This window comes from Cyclobacterium sp. 10D3-21, assembly GCF_055809755.1.
The window spans coordinates 6,789,740-6,805,388 of the sequence record NZ_CM147924.1 but is presented as its reverse complement, the minus strand read 5'-3'; the positions used below and the strand labels follow the sequence as shown (position 1 = coordinate 6,805,388).

At 33.8% G+C, this 15,649-nt stretch carries 10 protein-coding genes; all 10 read left to right on the top strand.

Annotated features, from left to right (window positions below):
- The first annotated feature begins 144 nt into the window (after positions 1 to 144).
- The 10 genes from AC0L7T_RS26545 (at position 145) to AC0L7T_RS26500 (ending at position 15,616) form a co-directional block, all read left to right on the top strand.
- Positions 145 to 1,893, top strand: a complete 1,749-nt coding sequence (locus AC0L7T_RS26545) for a gliding motility-associated C-terminal domain-containing protein (protein WP_473339711.1) — start codon at positions 145 to 147, stop codon at positions 1,891 to 1,893.
- A gap of 39 nt (positions 1,894 to 1,932) precedes the next feature.
- Entirely contained in the window at positions 1,933 to 2,298 is a 366-nt protein-coding gene (locus tag AC0L7T_RS26540; protein ID WP_473339709.1) for a VOC family protein, read from the top strand.
- A gap of 775 nt (positions 2,299 to 3,073) precedes the next feature.
- Complete coding sequence (locus AC0L7T_RS26535; protein WP_473339707.1) at positions 3,074 to 4,330, top strand: DNA cytosine methyltransferase; 1,257 nt, start codon at positions 3,074 to 3,076, stop codon at positions 4,328 to 4,330.
- The gene (locus AC0L7T_RS26530) at positions 4,327 to 6,558 is read left to right on the top strand and encodes an ATP-binding protein (RefSeq protein ID WP_473339706.1); all 2,232 of its coding nucleotides are present in this window, start codon (positions 4,327 to 4,329) and stop codon (positions 6,556 to 6,558) included. Before AC0L7T_RS26535 ends, AC0L7T_RS26530 begins: the two co-directional genes overlap by 4 nt.
- Complete coding sequence (locus AC0L7T_RS26525) at positions 6,555 to 7,664, top strand: response regulator (RefSeq protein ID WP_473339705.1); 1,110 nt, start codon at positions 6,555 to 6,557, stop codon at positions 7,662 to 7,664. Before AC0L7T_RS26530 ends, AC0L7T_RS26525 begins: the two co-directional genes overlap by 4 nt.
- 53 nt (positions 7,665 to 7,717) lie before the next feature.
- Positions 7,718 to 9,145 (top strand): ATP-binding protein, encoded by a 1,428-nt coding sequence (locus tag AC0L7T_RS26520; protein WP_473339704.1) that lies wholly within the window; start codon positions 7,718 to 7,720, stop codon positions 9,143 to 9,145.
- A complete protein-coding gene (locus AC0L7T_RS26515; protein ID WP_473339703.1) occupies positions 9,138 to 11,921 on the top strand; it encodes a Z1 domain-containing protein in 2,784 nt (927 codons plus the stop codon). The genes AC0L7T_RS26520 and AC0L7T_RS26515 overlap by 8 nt, the downstream gene beginning before the upstream one ends.
- Positions 11,908 to 12,903 (top strand): PD-(D/E)XK motif protein, encoded by a 996-nt coding sequence (locus AC0L7T_RS26510; protein WP_473339701.1) that lies wholly within the window; start codon positions 11,908 to 11,910, stop codon positions 12,901 to 12,903. The genes AC0L7T_RS26515 and AC0L7T_RS26510 overlap by 14 nt, the downstream gene beginning before the upstream one ends.
- An 8-nt stretch (positions 12,904 to 12,911) precedes the next feature.
- Positions 12,912 to 15,236, top strand: coding sequence for an AIPR family protein (locus AC0L7T_RS26505; RefSeq protein ID WP_473339699.1), 2,325 nt, complete (start codon positions 12,912 to 12,914; stop codon positions 15,234 to 15,236).
- 89 nt (positions 15,237 to 15,325) lie between these two features.
- Positions 15,326 to 15,616, top strand: a complete 291-nt coding sequence (locus tag AC0L7T_RS26500; RefSeq protein WP_473339697.1) for a hypothetical protein — start codon at positions 15,326 to 15,328, stop codon at positions 15,614 to 15,616.
- The last annotated feature ends 33 nt before the right edge of the window (positions 15,617 to 15,649 follow it).

Genomic DNA, 15,649 nt, shown 5'->3' with positions numbered 1-15,649 from the left:
AAAGGCGTTACCAGTATAGCGCTAAAAAGAAAAGCATTTGCAGGTTTTGGATCGTTTTTTTTGTTAAGTTTATCTTATATCAAAATAAAGTTTTAGGTTTATCAAATAAATAAGTGTTTGAGGGTGATTTTAATACAATATTTCATGCAATGTCTAAAACAAAATTGGTTGTGGAGGCTGATTTTTCTGATCCTATTGTTCCCAATGGTGACCAGTGTTTATGGACAATGCAATCAAAATTACGATTGGGCAATTTGGGGCAGTTTTTCAGGTCAAAGTGCTACCGGACTCATCAAACATGGCGAAAAGAATATTTCTATGGAAATGACAGCCAACTATGAATTCAGCTCCACCAATGTTCTTTTTAACCATCCCATATTTAATGATTTCAATAGTATAATTCCAAACCGAAAGGTGCCCTTAACTACCTGGACAGCAGGAGAAGGGGGAGAAACGACCATGTGTTTTTCTGAAGTTGTTACAAATCCGGTATTGCTATTGTCTTCTATCGGAAGACCTAATTTGCCCGTAACTCTTGAATTGTCATTGCCTTTTGTCCCTTTATTTGATGGTGGGGGAATGACTTTTGTAAATGAAACCACCATCATCGGAAATGAAGGGTATACCATTTTACTTTTTCCTGGGGAGTTTGAATGCATTACTATTTATTCATCCACTCCAGAATATTATACCAATATAACATGGGGATTAAATCCACCATTATTTCCGGTCACTTTTAGCGGAGATACCGAGGCCTGTGAAAGCGCTACCATTACGGCCTCAGGAGGGAATCGCTATGAATGGAGTGGAGGAGAAAACCCTGATGCTGCAACCAATACTTTCACAGCCTCAGGCACTTATTTTTTAACAGTAACAGATCTCAATGGCTGCGAAGTGACGACCTCTGTTGAAATTGAAATTGCTGAGGAATATTGCAATGACTGTGAAGGCACATTGAATGGAACTGCGAAAATCGATGAGTGTGGTGTTTGTTTGCAACCGACAGATCCTACCTTCAACCAGTCCTGCCTTGATTGTGCAGGAACCATAAATGGAAATGCAGTAATTGATGATTGTGGTGAATGTTTAACACCTTCAGATCCGGCTTATAACCAGTCTTGTATAGATTGTGCTGGGACAGTCAATGGTATTGCTGTCCTCGATGACTGCGAAGTTTGTTTGGAACCAACAGACCCAGCATTCAATCAATCCTGCTTTGATTGTGCAGGAACTGTAAATGGGGATGCAGTAATTGATGATTGTGGGGAATGTTTAATTCCTTCAGATCCGGCATATAACCAGTCTTGTGTAGATTGTGCAGGAACAATAGATGGTACTGCTGTATTTGACGATTGCGAAATTTGCCTGGAGCCAACAGACCCATCCTTCAACCAATCTTGTCTTGACTGTACCGGAACGATTAATGGTACAGCAGTGCTTGATGACTGTGGTGAGTGTTTAGAACCATCAGATCCCTTTTTCAATCAATCTTGTGTTGATTGTGTTGGAACGATAAATGGCACTGCAGTACTTGATGATTGTGGGGTTTGTTTGGAACCAACAGACCCATTGTTCAATAGATCTTGTAAGGATATAGCTGTAATTCGCATACCCGATGCCTTTACACCAAACGGTGATGGTAAAAATGACACTTTCGAAATTGTAAAAGGTAGCTATACGAATGCTAAGGTCTTAAGTTATTCTATTTTTAATAGATGGGGAGAATTGGTATATCATGCCAGCAATTTCGATTTCAATTCACCGAATCTGTGGTGGGATGGCAAAGTTCAAGGGAAAAAAGCCTCTTCCAATAATTTTGCTTATTATATTGAGGTTGAATTTCAATCTGGGGATATCAAAAGATACAAAGGCAGTGTTAAACTGATCCTTTGAAGAGTTTGTTATGATTTACTAGGGAAAAGAGTGTAAATTATGGAACATAAAATCAAGTCAATCCGACCATTTATCGGGGCCAAAGATTATAAGGTTTCCCGTCAATTTTATACCGATCTGGGCTTTGCCGAAATCGTCCTTTCCAGCAAGATGTCCTACTTCAAATCTGGCACTTTCGGCTTCTATCTTCAGGATGCCTATGTGAAAGACTGGGTAGACAATACCATGGTCTTTATGGAAGTGGAGGACCTGGGCAATCACCTTGCACAAGTAAAAAACCTCAATCTCCCCCAAAAATACAAAGGCGTCCGCCTATCCGAAATCGTTTATAACGACTGGGGAAACGAGTTTTTTCTACATGATCCTTCGGGCATTTTATGGCATATTGGGGCGTTTTTGGGGTAGTTTTTATTTCTACGAGCAATATCTCTTTGCTTTTATTCTCAGGTGAAGAACTTTCTAAACATTTAATAAAACCTTGGTAGCCAATGCCCGGAAACCAGTTTGCGGAGGAAAAACCCATTATTCCCCTTAAATATGCGGTGATTAGGTGGTGTATTTGCCTTAAGAGACAAAAAGGATTTAATTGAAAAGGATATTTTAAAGCAATAAGATTTTAGAGGAAAAAGTACAAATTACGAATTGACTGAAAATTGAAAGCTCTAAACCCGTCCTAAGAATACAAAGGCTTTGAAAACTCAAAAAATGTCTACAATCACTTGAGGATGAATGCTTCCTATACGACACTTCGGAGATTTCATGGCATAAAAGGGTAGGGAGGGCTTTAACACTTTTCAACTATTCTTATAAATGTTTTACAAAATCGATTTGTGAGAAATATAAGACATTATTCTTATGCGGAACCGTAAGGGTTTTATATTAATTAGGGATTTTTTAATTTAGAGTAATTTTAATTTGGAATATTTTATTGGTTCTAGAAATTATTATTTCAACTATTTTTATAGTAAAAAAGAGCTTAGTAAAAATTATAGTATTACCTTAGTTAGATTTTCTATGATTGAATTGATGTAATTAATAAGTTAGTTCAAAAAATGATGAAAAATGGTTGAAAGTTATTTGGGTAATCGATAAATACCACGACTAAAAATGATTATGGTTATAGAAAAAATAGTTGATATAGATATAAACAGATTTAAAATACCGAATTAGCTTCAAAAACATGGATGAGAAGTTGAACTTCATAGATTTATTTGCGGGTGCAGGAGGACTTTCAGAAGGTTTTATTCAAGCTGGATTTGACCCTATTGCACACGTTGAAATTGAGAAATCTGCCTGTAATACATTAAAAACGAGAGCAGCCTTTCATTACTTGAAGACAAATAAACAATACAACACGTATATAGCATATCTTAAAGGAGAAATTACTCGTTATGAATTGTTTAATAGTGTGCCTATTGAAATATTAGATTCAGTAATTAATTTGCCTATTGGTGATGAGAATAATAATTTAATTCAGCAAAAAATTGACAAATGTTTAGGAAATAGAACAGTTGATTTGATTATTGGTGGTCCACCATGTCAAGCGTATTCAATAGTAGGAAGATCTAGGTCTAAAACAAAAATGGAAGGTGACCCTAGGAATTATTTATTTGTCCAATATGCTGATTACTTGGAAAAATATAAGCCAAAAATGTTTGTTTTTGAAAATGTTCTGGGCTTAAAATCAGCAAAGGAAGGTCATTACCTTGCAGAAATGGAAAAGCTTTTTGTTATGAAAGGCTACCAAATCAAACTTTTTACGGTGGAGGCAATTAACTTCGGTGTTCTACAAAATAGGAAGCGAATTATTATTCTTGGCTGGCAAAGAAATAGGAAGCTTAGAATTCCAAATTTAGAAGAAATTAAGGTTGATAACCAGTTTGTTGTAAAAGATTTATTAAAAGATTTACCTAGTTTAGAACCTGGTGAAGGGTTAGATAAATTTTCGAACTACAAAACGGAAACTACTGAATACCTAGAGACTCACGAATTGCGAAATGGTATTGACATTTTGACACAACACGTTGCACGACCACACAGAGAACAGGATAGGGAAATATATAGAATCGCTGTTCAAAAATGGACGAGTAAAAAAGAGCGATTAAATTATAATGACCTGCCCGAACATCTAAAAACACACCAAAATCGAACTTCTTTTTATGATCGATTTAAAGTAGTTGCCGCTGATTTACCCTACTCGCAAACAGTTGTTGCTCACATAGCAAAAGATGGTCATTACTACATCCATCCGGACATTAAGCAGAATAGATCATTAAGTGTTAGAGAGGCAGCGCGTTTGCAATCTTTTCCAGATAACTATTATTTTGAAGGAGAAAGAGAAGGAGCAAACCGAACTGCAGCATTTAAACAAATTGGTAATGCTGTTCCACCTTTAATGGCGAAAGAGATTGCTGAAAAGATTAAGGAAATATTATGAGTGATGATTTAACATACAAAATTAGGCCAGCTGCAAGATTAATACATACAATAGGAAGTGATTTAATAGGTGACCCGTATGCTGCATTGGTCGAGCTAGTTAAAAATTCCTATGATGCAGATGCTACAAAGGTCGAAATTTTATTTAAATATACTGAAATCGATAATGAACCTGCCCTTGTTATTTCCATTAAAGATGATGGGCATGGAATGGATTTCGATACGGTCATTAATAAATGGTTAGTCCCGGCAGCTGATGACAAATTAAAAAGAAAAGTAAGTAAAAAAGGAACTAGAACTTTACAAGGTAGAAAAGGAATTGGTCGTTTTGCTTCTTCTATTTTAGGGCAAGAAATGACACTTTCAACTGTTGATAAAACTGGAGAAAAATCTGAGGCAGTAATTGATTGGAGAGTTTTTAAGACAGACCAATTTCTAGAAAACATAGAGCTACTTGTCGAAAAAAAACAAACCGAAGAATCCGCTGGAACGGAATTACTTATTATTGCTAAAGATGAAAAGTATACAGAATCATTTTTTAATGGTGAGGGAAAGGAAGAGACTTTAAAAAAAACTGATTCAAAACTATCTTACTGGAATAAAGGTAGTCTAGAGCAATTAATAAACGAGTTAAGGAAATTAATTTCCCCTTTTGAAGAGCCAATAGATGATGAATTTAAAATTAACCTATCTTTTGAAAATTCTCCTTTTCCTGAAATTGATGAAAATATTAAAATTGACACTTACCCAATCATTAAATTTTATGATTATAGAATATCTGGAACTATCTCTGAACAAGGTAAATCAAATCTTTTATTTGAAAATAATGTAGCCCCTCAGGCAGTACAGAATGAAAGAATTACAAAAACATTTGATTTAACTGGGGATAATAAATATTGCGGCTTAATTAAGGTTGATTTTAGAGTATTCGATAGAGAACCAGAGGCAATTGATAATTTAATAAATAAAGGCTTAATTAATCCTGTCTCTAAAAATCTAATGGGCAAAAGACAAGCAAAAAGATTGCTAGATGAAGTCTATGGAGTAAATGTTTATAAAAACTTCTTTCGTATTAGACCTTATGGTAATGGTGGTATAGATTGGTTAGACCTAGATAAAGACAGAATTCAGAATTTCTCCTTAAAAATTAGTAACAATCAAATTCTTGGTTTTGTAACTATCCAGTCTGAAGAAAAATCAGGTCTAGAAGAAAAAAGTGCAAGAGATGGTCTTAAGGAAAATGAGCATTATTTTGGTTTAAAAGAACTTACACAAAAAGCTCTATTTGAACTAGAAACTAGAAGATTAGCTTATCGAATTAAAAGTGAGAAAAGTCGTGGACAACGAACAAAGGTTCAAGACACAATAAATCTATTATTTAGTTTGTCGGAAGTTAAATCCACAATTGGGAAGAAACTTTCTGAATTTAAAATTGACAAAAAAGCCATTGATGAAATTGATGAAATTTTAACTAGAGAAGAAGAAAAAAAAGCACAACTAAAAGAAGAAATTGAAAAAACTATTGCGATTTACCAGGGTCAAGCAACTTTAGGTAAGATTGTAAATTTCATTCTACATGAAGGCAGAAAACCATTACAATTTTTCAACTCCGAAACTAGGGTAATGGAAAGATATTTAAATTTTTATAGAGCTACAAAAGATGAGGAAAATCTTGATGAACTAACTAAAAGCATTAATGGGTTTAAAATAAACAGTAAGTTTATCTCTAATTTGTTTAAAAGAATCTCTCCATTAGCTAAGCAAAAAAGGGAGAAAAAATCTGACTTTAGAGTTGTTAATATTATTGAAGATAGTTTGGATGTTTTCAAATCTCATTTGGAAAATGAAAATATAGATGTTACAATTTCAGGAAATAAGGATATTATCATATTTGGATGGTCTGAAGATCTTTACATAGCATTAACAAATTTAATTGAGAACAGCATTTACTGGCTTGAATTATCTAAGTCTGGTAATAAGGAAATCACAATTACAGTTCTAGAGAATGAGAATTCTGTTATAATTGACTTTAAAGATTCAGGGCCGGGATTATCAAATTTGGAGATTGAGTCAGGTGCAATCTTTGAGCCCGGATACTCTAAAAAATTAAACGGAACAGGTTTGGGCCTTGCAATAGCTGGCGAAGCAATCGATAGATTAAATGGTGAACTTTCGGCAAGAAGTTATTCGGACGGTGCATATTTTCAAATTGAAATAAATAAAATATGAAAGAGTTAAAATTACTTATTGTTGAAGATGATACTAATGTAATAGAAACTTACACAAGAGATATAAACTCTTATAATAAAACCAATAAAAAATTAAATATTAGTGAAACAATAATTTCAGATAAGGACCAAGCATTAGCAATACTAAAAAATTCAGATAATAATTTTGATGGAGCAATTATTGATTTAGATTTAAAGCAATCTGGTGGAAGTGATAGTTCAGGAAATGAAGTTATTAAAGAAGTTAAAGAAAATTTGAGGTTTCCTGTTTTTGTAATATCTGGTACAACTCATAATCTTGATGCATGTTTGAGCAAAGAAACATCTTTTTTTAAGGTAAGGGATAGAGATGCTGATTTCGATTTCATTGAAGAAATTGTAGCTATTTATGATACAGGTATAACAGAAATTATAAATCGAAAAGGGATAATTGAAAATTATGTAAATGATATATTTTGGAATCATTTATCCAATTCCCTTGATCTGTGGACTAATGACACTAAAAGAAATCCAGAGGAAAAACAAAAGTCTTTACTTAGATATACATTATTACACCTACAGGAATATTTAGAAATAACAGAAGACTCTTATTTTGAAAACTATCATCCCTCAGAAATATACATTACCCCTGTTATAAAACCACGAATCTTTACTGGAGATATTGTACAAAGTAATGAAGATAGTTCAAAGTACATAGTTCTAACACCTTCTTGTGATTTAGCTCAATCGAAAGCAAAAGATATTTTATTAGTTTCTATAGAACCCATAAAAAATACAATAGAGGGAGAAAAAATAAATGTCATAAAAAAAGGAAAATTAGATATCGGAAAATATGAGGAAGCCCAACTAGTATTGGAAAAACTTATTCATAATGCATACTCAAATAAATATCATTTTTTACCAAAATATAAAGACATTGAAGGAGGATTAGTTAATTTTCAAAAGCTACATTCATATCGGGCTAAAGAAGTTGAAAATAAGTTTACCAGAGTTGCATCAATTAATGGAAGTTTTACTAAAGACATTGTTGCTAGATTTTCATATTACTATTCAAGACAAGGCTCACCTGATTTTGAAACTGACGAAATCATTAATTCATTGTTTTAGTGATTGACTACTCCAACATACAATCCACTTCCGCCGAACCAGATGCAAGTTCGATGATTGAAACCTTTCGTGCGATTGGTTATTCCATTGAAACTGCTGTTGCTGATATAATTGATAACTCAATAACGGCAGGTGCAAAAAATATTTGGATTGATTATGATTGGAAAGGTTCAAAAACTACTTTGTCTATTTTGGATGATGGTATAGGAATGAACAATGAGCAACTCGTCCAAGCTATGCGACCTGGGAGTAAAAATCCTTTGGAAGAAAGAAATCAAGATGATTTGGGACGGTTTGGATTAGGGCTAAAAACCGCTTCTTTTTCACAATCTAGAAAATTAACAGTTTTTTCAACAGCAAAAGGTAACAACCCTTTTTTTTGGACTTGGGATTTAGATTATGTGAACCATGAACGAGCTTGGAAATTAATCAAGTATATTCCAAATGAAGACAACTGGCTAAAAAAACTCGGACGCATAGAAACAGGAACTTGTGTCATTTGGTGGGACTTAGATAGACTTACTTCGGGCTCAGTTGAAGACAATGAGGAAGCAAAAGCCAAGTTTTTAGGAATAATGGACTCAGTTAAATCTCACTTATCCATGGTTTTTCATCAATATATGGATGAAGGGTTAACGATTTTCTTTCGAGAGCGTGAAATTAAACCTTGGGATCCCTTTATGATTGGTGCCGAAGGCTTGCAAACCAAACCTGAGACAAAATTAGAAGGTGGTTCAATTAAAATCAAAGGCTTTGTGTTACCACATCGCTCAAAGCTTTCAGCCGAACAATATAATTATGGAAAAGGGCCTAAAGACAGTTGGACAGCTCATCAAGGCTTTTATGTTTACCGAAATCGAAGGTTATTAGTTGCAGGAGATTGGCTAGGACTCTTTAAAAGAGAAGTACATTTTGATCTTTGTAGAATTAAAATTGATTTACCCAATAATTTTGACAATGATTGGCAAATTGACATTAAAAAATCAATTGCTAGGCCACCTTCTATCTACCGTGAACAGATATTAGCATTATCAAAGGAAGTTCGAAATCAAGGGCTTGAGGTTTATCGGCATAAGGGAAAAATATTAAAACGAAAGTTAGCTTCAAATGAATACTTCCCTTTTTGGGAAGAAAGGGCTAGGCATGGTAAGCGCTTTTACAAAATCAACCGCAACCATCCTCTTTTAAATGAATTGCTTTTCAAATCTGGTGATTTGAAAAGGGATATTGAAAAGGTAATTCAGTTTATTGAGGAAACAATACCTGTCCCTTTAATTACCCTTCAAGAAAGCGAAAATGAAAAGCCACACGGACAGCCTTTCGAAGGAATTGACCACAATGCGATAAAGGAAACAATGGAAAAGCTTTTCAATGGATTTGTTGCTAATGGGCTTTCTATTGAAAAAGCAAAGGCAAGAATATTAAATACCGAACCATACAATTTCTATCCAGAATATATTGATTTTTTGAAAAATGAGTAAAAAAGACCCGATAAAAAATATTAGACAACTTTTATCCGACAGTTCTTCATTTACTAGAGAAGAAATTGAAGATGCGGTTGATGAAGTTCTTAAAATGAAGTATTTCGTAAATGAGAATCGTGAAATGCTCATCAGAAGGATTGAAGAACTTTATACAATTAGACAAGATGAGTTTGGAACAATTTTAAAGGAAGATGAAAATAATCCTTGGTTAAATGAAAAAAGAGCTGAAATTGATTTCGAAAATGGTTTTTGGGGAAGGTATAGGGAGTATTTAGAAATTGAAAAGAATTTTGCCCCAGAAGTCATAAATAAACTGGACAGAATTACGGATAGTATTCTTGACAACTTTTTTGACCCTTCAATTAAAGCTACAATTAACAAAAAGGGATTAGTAGTTGGGCAAGTGCAATCTGGTAAAACCGCAAATTATACAGGGCTTATCTGTAAAGCCGCTGATGCTGGTTTTGGATTAATTATCGTTTTAGCCGGAATTCATAATAACCTCAGAAGTCAAACTCAAATAAGGATTGACGAAAGTTTTTTAGGGTTTGATACACAACACACAAGAGCATTTGACCAAAGAAGTATTCAAATTGGAGTAGGTGACCCTTACTTTGGCTCCCCAATAGTTGCCCATTCTTTAACCTCAAGCATTGAGAAGGGAGACTTTACGCAGGGTGCAGCCAACGCATTAGGTTTAAACTTTAACACTTCTGAACCTATTGTAGCAGTAATAAAAAAGAATCCGCACGTGCTTCGTAGAATTTATCAATGGTTGGGAGCACAAGCTAATGAAGATAGTGAATTTGGACGTGTAATACGGAATAAATCTCTTTTACTTATTGATGACGAGGCAGATAACGCTTCCATTAATATTTCAAACGATCCTGAAAGGCAAAGTTCAATTAATGGATGGATTACTCAAATACTTAATCTCTTTGGTAAAAATGCCTATGTCGGTTATACTGCCACTCCATTCGCTAATATTTTTATTCCATTGGATGACCAAAACTTATTCCCAAGGAATTTTATTAAGAATATACCAGCACCTTCAAATTACATTGGACCTGAAAAAATTTTTGGTTTTAGTCCATTGGAAGAAGATGATATTTCCAATGACGTTCTACCGATTGTAAATAGAATTAATGATTATAGAGATTTTGTACCGGACAGACATAAAAAAGATGACCAGAAACCCTCTTCTCTACCTGAATCTTTAAAAAAGGCTATTCGTTGTTTTATAATTACTTGTGCTGTAAGACGCTTAAGGGGGCAAACAAACGTGCATAACTCAATGCTTATACACGTTTCAAGATTTGTCTTGTGGCAGGATCATATTACGGAATTAGTAAGGAATCAATTCATTTATTATAGAAGAGGAATTGACCAAAATGATCCAATTATTTTAAATGAATTTAAAAAATCATTTGAAAAGGACGAAAATGGCTATAAATCGTATGTAACTGTTACTCAACAAATATTGGAATCTAAACTCAAAAATTTAGATTCTCAAATACAAGTTCACTTATGGAGTGATGTAATACAACATTTGAATGATGCTGCTGCACGAATTGAGGTGAAATCAATCCACGGTGGTTCGGGCGAAGCCCTTGACTATTTTGATCACAAAAATGGACTGTCAGTTATTGCTGTAGGTGGAAATAAACTTTCTAGGGGGTTGACCTTAGAAGGCCTTTCTATAAGTTACTATTTACGAGCATCAAGGATGTATGACACCTTGATGCAAATGGGGCGTTGGTTTGGCTACAGAAGTGGGTATGTTGATTTATGTAGATTATTCACGAGTAGAGAATTAAACGAGTGGTTTTGTCATATTACACAAGCATCCGAAGAGTTAAGAGAAGAATTTGATTATATGACGGATGTTGCGGGTTCAACTCCTGAGCAATATGCCTTAAAAGTTAGAACACACCCTGGTGTTCTTCAAATATCGGCAACAAATAAAATGCGATCGGCAATTACGGTTCAAATTTCTTGGGCAGGAAGATTAGTTGAATCTTATGAATTTAAAAAGGATGTTTTAATTATTGATAATAACTTTAAAAACACTCAAAATTTCATAGCTACCCTACCTTCAAACTTTCTTACCAAGCCAAATGCTTTTGTATGGTATAATATAACTGCGGAGCAAGTCATCAACTTTTTTGAAGGAATACAATCTGTGGAAAATCTCAAAAAGGCTGAGCCAAGAAAAATAATTCAATTCATTAGCAATCAATTAAGAAACCGTGAATTAACCGATTGGCGAATTGCTCTTATGACTAAGCCTGACCCAAAAAATAATTCAATTATTGAAGTAAATGGTAATAAAGTTCAAATTGGTCAATGGAAACGAACGGAAGATGATAAGAACTCAAATGAGCAGATATATTATTTAAGAAAATCACATATCATAAGTCCATCAGATGAATTTATTGATTTTTCGGAGGAAGAAAAGACAAGAGCAATGGAATTAACTAACCTTCATAGAAAAAAAGCAGGTGAAGCGATGTATCCAAATGGTCAAATAGTTAGAAATGAGTTAAGAGATCCCAAAAAGCCGTTATTAATAATCTACTTGCTTGACCCTGAAGAAAGTATTGACCCAAAAAATCCTTTACCAAAAGGAACTAATCCTTTTGTAGGCTATGCCATAAGTTTCCCAAAAAGTAATTTTAAGGCTCCAGTATCGTATGCTGTAAATGAGGAATTACTAGACAGGTTTGATATTGTTGAAGAAGATTCTGAAGATTATGGAGATGACGAAGATTGAAAATATTTGGATCGGTCTGGAGAGTGATAATTTTAGTCATTCAGGATTGCTTTATAAGCGTTATTCCGCAGAAGTTTTGCCGGATATTTTTATTGCACTAAAAGCCCCAGAAAAATTAAGATGTATTGCTTTTAGAATAAGTATTGGCTTTTTTTTTGATGAAAACCAATGGAACAAACTCAAAGACATCAAGATTGAAACGATTCCGGATGAGCGGGATAAAACAAAGAAGTTTTTACTTATTCTGTTACTCAACAAACAACACAAAGACATTTTTTCTATTCTAGGTGAGAATTTGATTTTTGTAGTGTCAGAGGTAACAACAGAACAGACTTTAGTAGAAAAGCTATTAGAACGTTTGGCGAAATGGGAATCGTTATTTGAAAAAGTTGGTAAGCAAGGCCTTTCAGATGAAGCACAAAGAGGCCTTTATGGTGAAATTTATTTTTTACGGTTTTTCTTGAACAATACACCAGATAAAAATTACTGCCTTAAATCTTGGCTTGGCCCTGAAAAATCAATACAAGACTTTCAATATTCTAATTGGGCAGTTGAAGTGAAAACTACTCACGGGAATAATCATCAAAAAATTCATATTACCAGTGAACGACAATTAGATGATTCCATAATTGAAAAAATATTTTTGTATCATCTCTCGCTTGACATAAGAGTTGGAAATGGAGAATCCTTGAATTCTCTTGTTGACGAAATTTCGGAATTGCTGAATGACAACACAATGGCTTCCAATCTATTTAAACTAAAATTATTGGAATCTGGATATTACGAAGTTCATAGGCCACTATATGATGATAGAGGTTATACTATTCGACAGGAGAATCTTTATCGTGTTACTGGTAAATTCCCAAGAATAACTGAAAATCAAATTCCAATAGGTGTAGGTGACGTGAAATATTCCATTGTTCTCTCTGAATCAGAAGAATGGAGAATCGATCAACCAACATTACTAAACGAAATCCAATAAGTGTTCAAATGGAAAATAAGGAGTTAAATAAGTTCTATATCGATGTTCAAGAGGAAATAAATGCAAGTTTAGTTTCAGAAGAAGGAGGAAACAATCCAGAACAAGTTTTTACTGAACTTGCATTATCATTCTTATCAGATGCTGGTGAGACAGAGAATTATCGTGTTTGTTTTGATGAAAAGATTAGTAAAAGAGGTGTTGAACACAAAATTAACGGGTATTCTCTTTATGAAAATTATGAAACGCTGGATTTATTTGTTACTATTTACAATGGAGACATTGGCGTTCAAAATGTGTCTAAAATAGATGCGGAAAAGACGTTAGAAAGAGTTGTTAAGTTTTTTAGAAATGCTGTTTACAAAGAGTATGTAAATGAAATAGAAGAAAGTTCAGAAATATTCGACTTGGCTCAGACCTTATCAAATGTTCCAGAAGTAAAGGAATATTTAACAAGAGTCAATGTTTTTCTGATTACAAATGGTGAAATAAAAGCGGACTTAAAAATTTCTGATAAAGTTGCCGGATTTCCCATATTTTACAGAACAATTGACATCAATTACCTATTTAATCTTTCAGAAAAATCACGAGTACCGATTGAAATAAACTTTGAGCAATTCGGATATAAAGTGCCTTGTATAGTAAATGAAACTGAAAACACAGATTACCAATCATGGTTGGCAATCATTCCTGGTCTTGCCTTAGCAGATATTTACGAGCAATATGGTGCAAGACTTCTTGAACAAAATGTTCGCTCATTTCTCCAATTTACTGGTAAAATAAACAAAGGTATTCGGAATACTATTCTAAAAGAACAACATATGTTCATGGCCTTTAATAATGGTATTGCAGCAACCGCAGAGGAAGTTACCATAACAAACTTACCAGATCATGAGGGAAAGGCAATTGCTCAAGTAAAAGACTTTCAAATTGTTAACGGAGGTCAAACAACAGCATCTATTTATCATACTTGGAAAAAAGACAAAGTTGACATTTCTAAAGTTTTTGTTCCTGTGAAACTCACCATTGTAAAAGACAGAAAGAACTTTTCTGAAATAGTAGGGAGAATCGCAGAATACGCGAACACACAAAATAAAGTTTCGGCATCAGATTTAAGCTCGAATCGTGAAAATCACGTTTTATTGGAAAAACTCTCTAGGACTGTTTGGGCTCCACCTATTTCAGGTGAAACCATTCAAACTCGTTGGTTTTTTGAACGTTCAAGGGGCCAATATAAAAACGAACGAATTCGGTTTGGTGTAACACCTTCAAAAAGGAAACAATTTGATAAGCAGAATCCTAGAAATCAAATGTTTACAAAAGAGTCTTTAGCTAAATATATCAATACTTTTGAAGAAGTTTATAACGGAAAAAAATTAGTGATTGGCCCTCATATTGTGGTAAGAGGAAGTCAAAAAAACTATGCTCAATTTTTAAATTACAATTTCAGTCTCAAACCTGATAATATTTGGTTTGAAGATGCTATTGCCAAAGCAATCCTGTTTTCAACTTCTGAAAAAATATATGGGGTAAAACCAAACGCTATCGGAGACATGCGTTATATAACCGTACCTTATTCATTGGCTTGGTTAGGGTTTAAATTGGATTACAAACTTGACTTATACAAAATATGGAAACAACAAACTTTAAGTGATTCATTAAAAAGTAAGCTTCACGAGATTATGTCAAAGATTGAGGGGTTTATAAAATCTAATGCGCCAGGGTCTTTGTACGGCGAGTGGGCAAAGAAAGAAGAATGTTGGGATTCTATAAAAAAAGAAGATTTAAACATTAGTTTGGAATCTTTTAAAGTGGATTTAGAAAATAAGTTATCAGAAAAAAGAAAGAAATTAACGTTAGATGATACTCAGAAAGCAGAGATAGAGTCCTCCATCGATAGATTGAAATCTATCCATAATAAAACTTGGAAAAAAATTGAAGGCTGGGGGAGAGAAACTAAAAGCATAAGTCAATACCAGTTTGATATGGCGTCAACATTGAGTAGTAAGATTAGAAACAATAGAAGTATAACGGATATTGAGAGAATCCAAGGTGAATTAATCCTAAATATTGTTGCTGACTTAAATCCTGAATTATTTTTTGATATGGAGGATTTCTTTAATGAGGATAAATCTTCTAATAATAAAGAAGTTGAAATAACTATTGAGCTGATTGAAAAAATTGTTAAGTGGGATAAGAAAAACAAAAGGCTGGATGCCTATAAATATAGGTTCATGCTTGATTTGCTTGAAGGTAGAAAGGAACTAAGCGAAAGGAATAAATTTTTAGCTGAATTAAACCTAAAAACTATTAAAAAATGGGGATTTACGATATAATCAACGTTACTTATAATCGTACTATGTAATAAATTTCTCAAAAACCCCAATTCCCATTTCTTTCCCAATTCTCAAAGTACCTTTAGGCCGTGAAAATTTTAATAATCGAAGACGAAGCACAACTTCAGAAAAGCATAGTAGAATCCCTGGAGAAAGAAAACTTCATGGTAGAACCAGGCGGACAAGCCTATTCAGGAAAATACGTTGTTACCGAACATAGCCCAGAAATTGAGGTCAATACGGAAGGGTATTTGGACCAAAGGGCTGCAGTATCCTTCCTGCTTTACCCCAAGCCTTATGCGCATTCAGGCACGGTTGAAGTTTTGATGTATAAAATTCCTCTTCTTATTTTTGATTTAAGGTTTTACCTATTAAATTAAAATTCATTAACACCTTAAAAGAGAGATGGAACC

What these genes read in the sequence shown, in the direction of transcription:
- AC0L7T_RS26525 (WP_473339705.1), top strand. Translation starts at nt 6,555, where the DNA reads ATGAAAGAGTTAAAATTACTTATTGTTGAAGATGATACTAATGTAATA.
- AC0L7T_RS26540 (WP_473339709.1), top strand. Translation starts at nt 1,933, where the DNA reads ATGGAACATAAAATCAAGTCAATCCGACCATTTATCGGGGCCAAAGAT.
- AC0L7T_RS26515 (WP_473339703.1), top strand. Translation starts at nt 9,138, where the DNA reads ATGAGTAAAAAAGACCCGATAAAAAATATTAGACAACTTTTATCCGAC.
- AC0L7T_RS26505 (WP_473339699.1), top strand. Translation starts at nt 12,912, where the DNA reads ATGGAAAATAAGGAGTTAAATAAGTTCTATATCGATGTTCAAGAGGAA.
- AC0L7T_RS26530 (WP_473339706.1), top strand. Translation starts at nt 4,327, where the DNA reads ATGAGTGATGATTTAACATACAAAATTAGGCCAGCTGCAAGATTAATA.
- AC0L7T_RS26510 (WP_473339701.1), top strand. Translation starts at nt 11,908, where the DNA reads ATGACGAAGATTGAAAATATTTGGATCGGTCTGGAGAGTGATAATTTT.
- AC0L7T_RS26535 (WP_473339707.1), top strand. Translation starts at nt 3,074, where the DNA reads ATGGATGAGAAGTTGAACTTCATAGATTTATTTGCGGGTGCAGGAGGA.
- AC0L7T_RS26545 (WP_473339711.1), top strand. Translation starts at nt 145, where the DNA reads ATGCAATGTCTAAAACAAAATTGGTTGTGGAGGCTGATTTTTCTGATC.
- AC0L7T_RS26520 (WP_473339704.1), top strand. Translation starts at nt 7,718, where the DNA reads ATGATTGAAACCTTTCGTGCGATTGGTTATTCCATTGAAACTGCTGTT.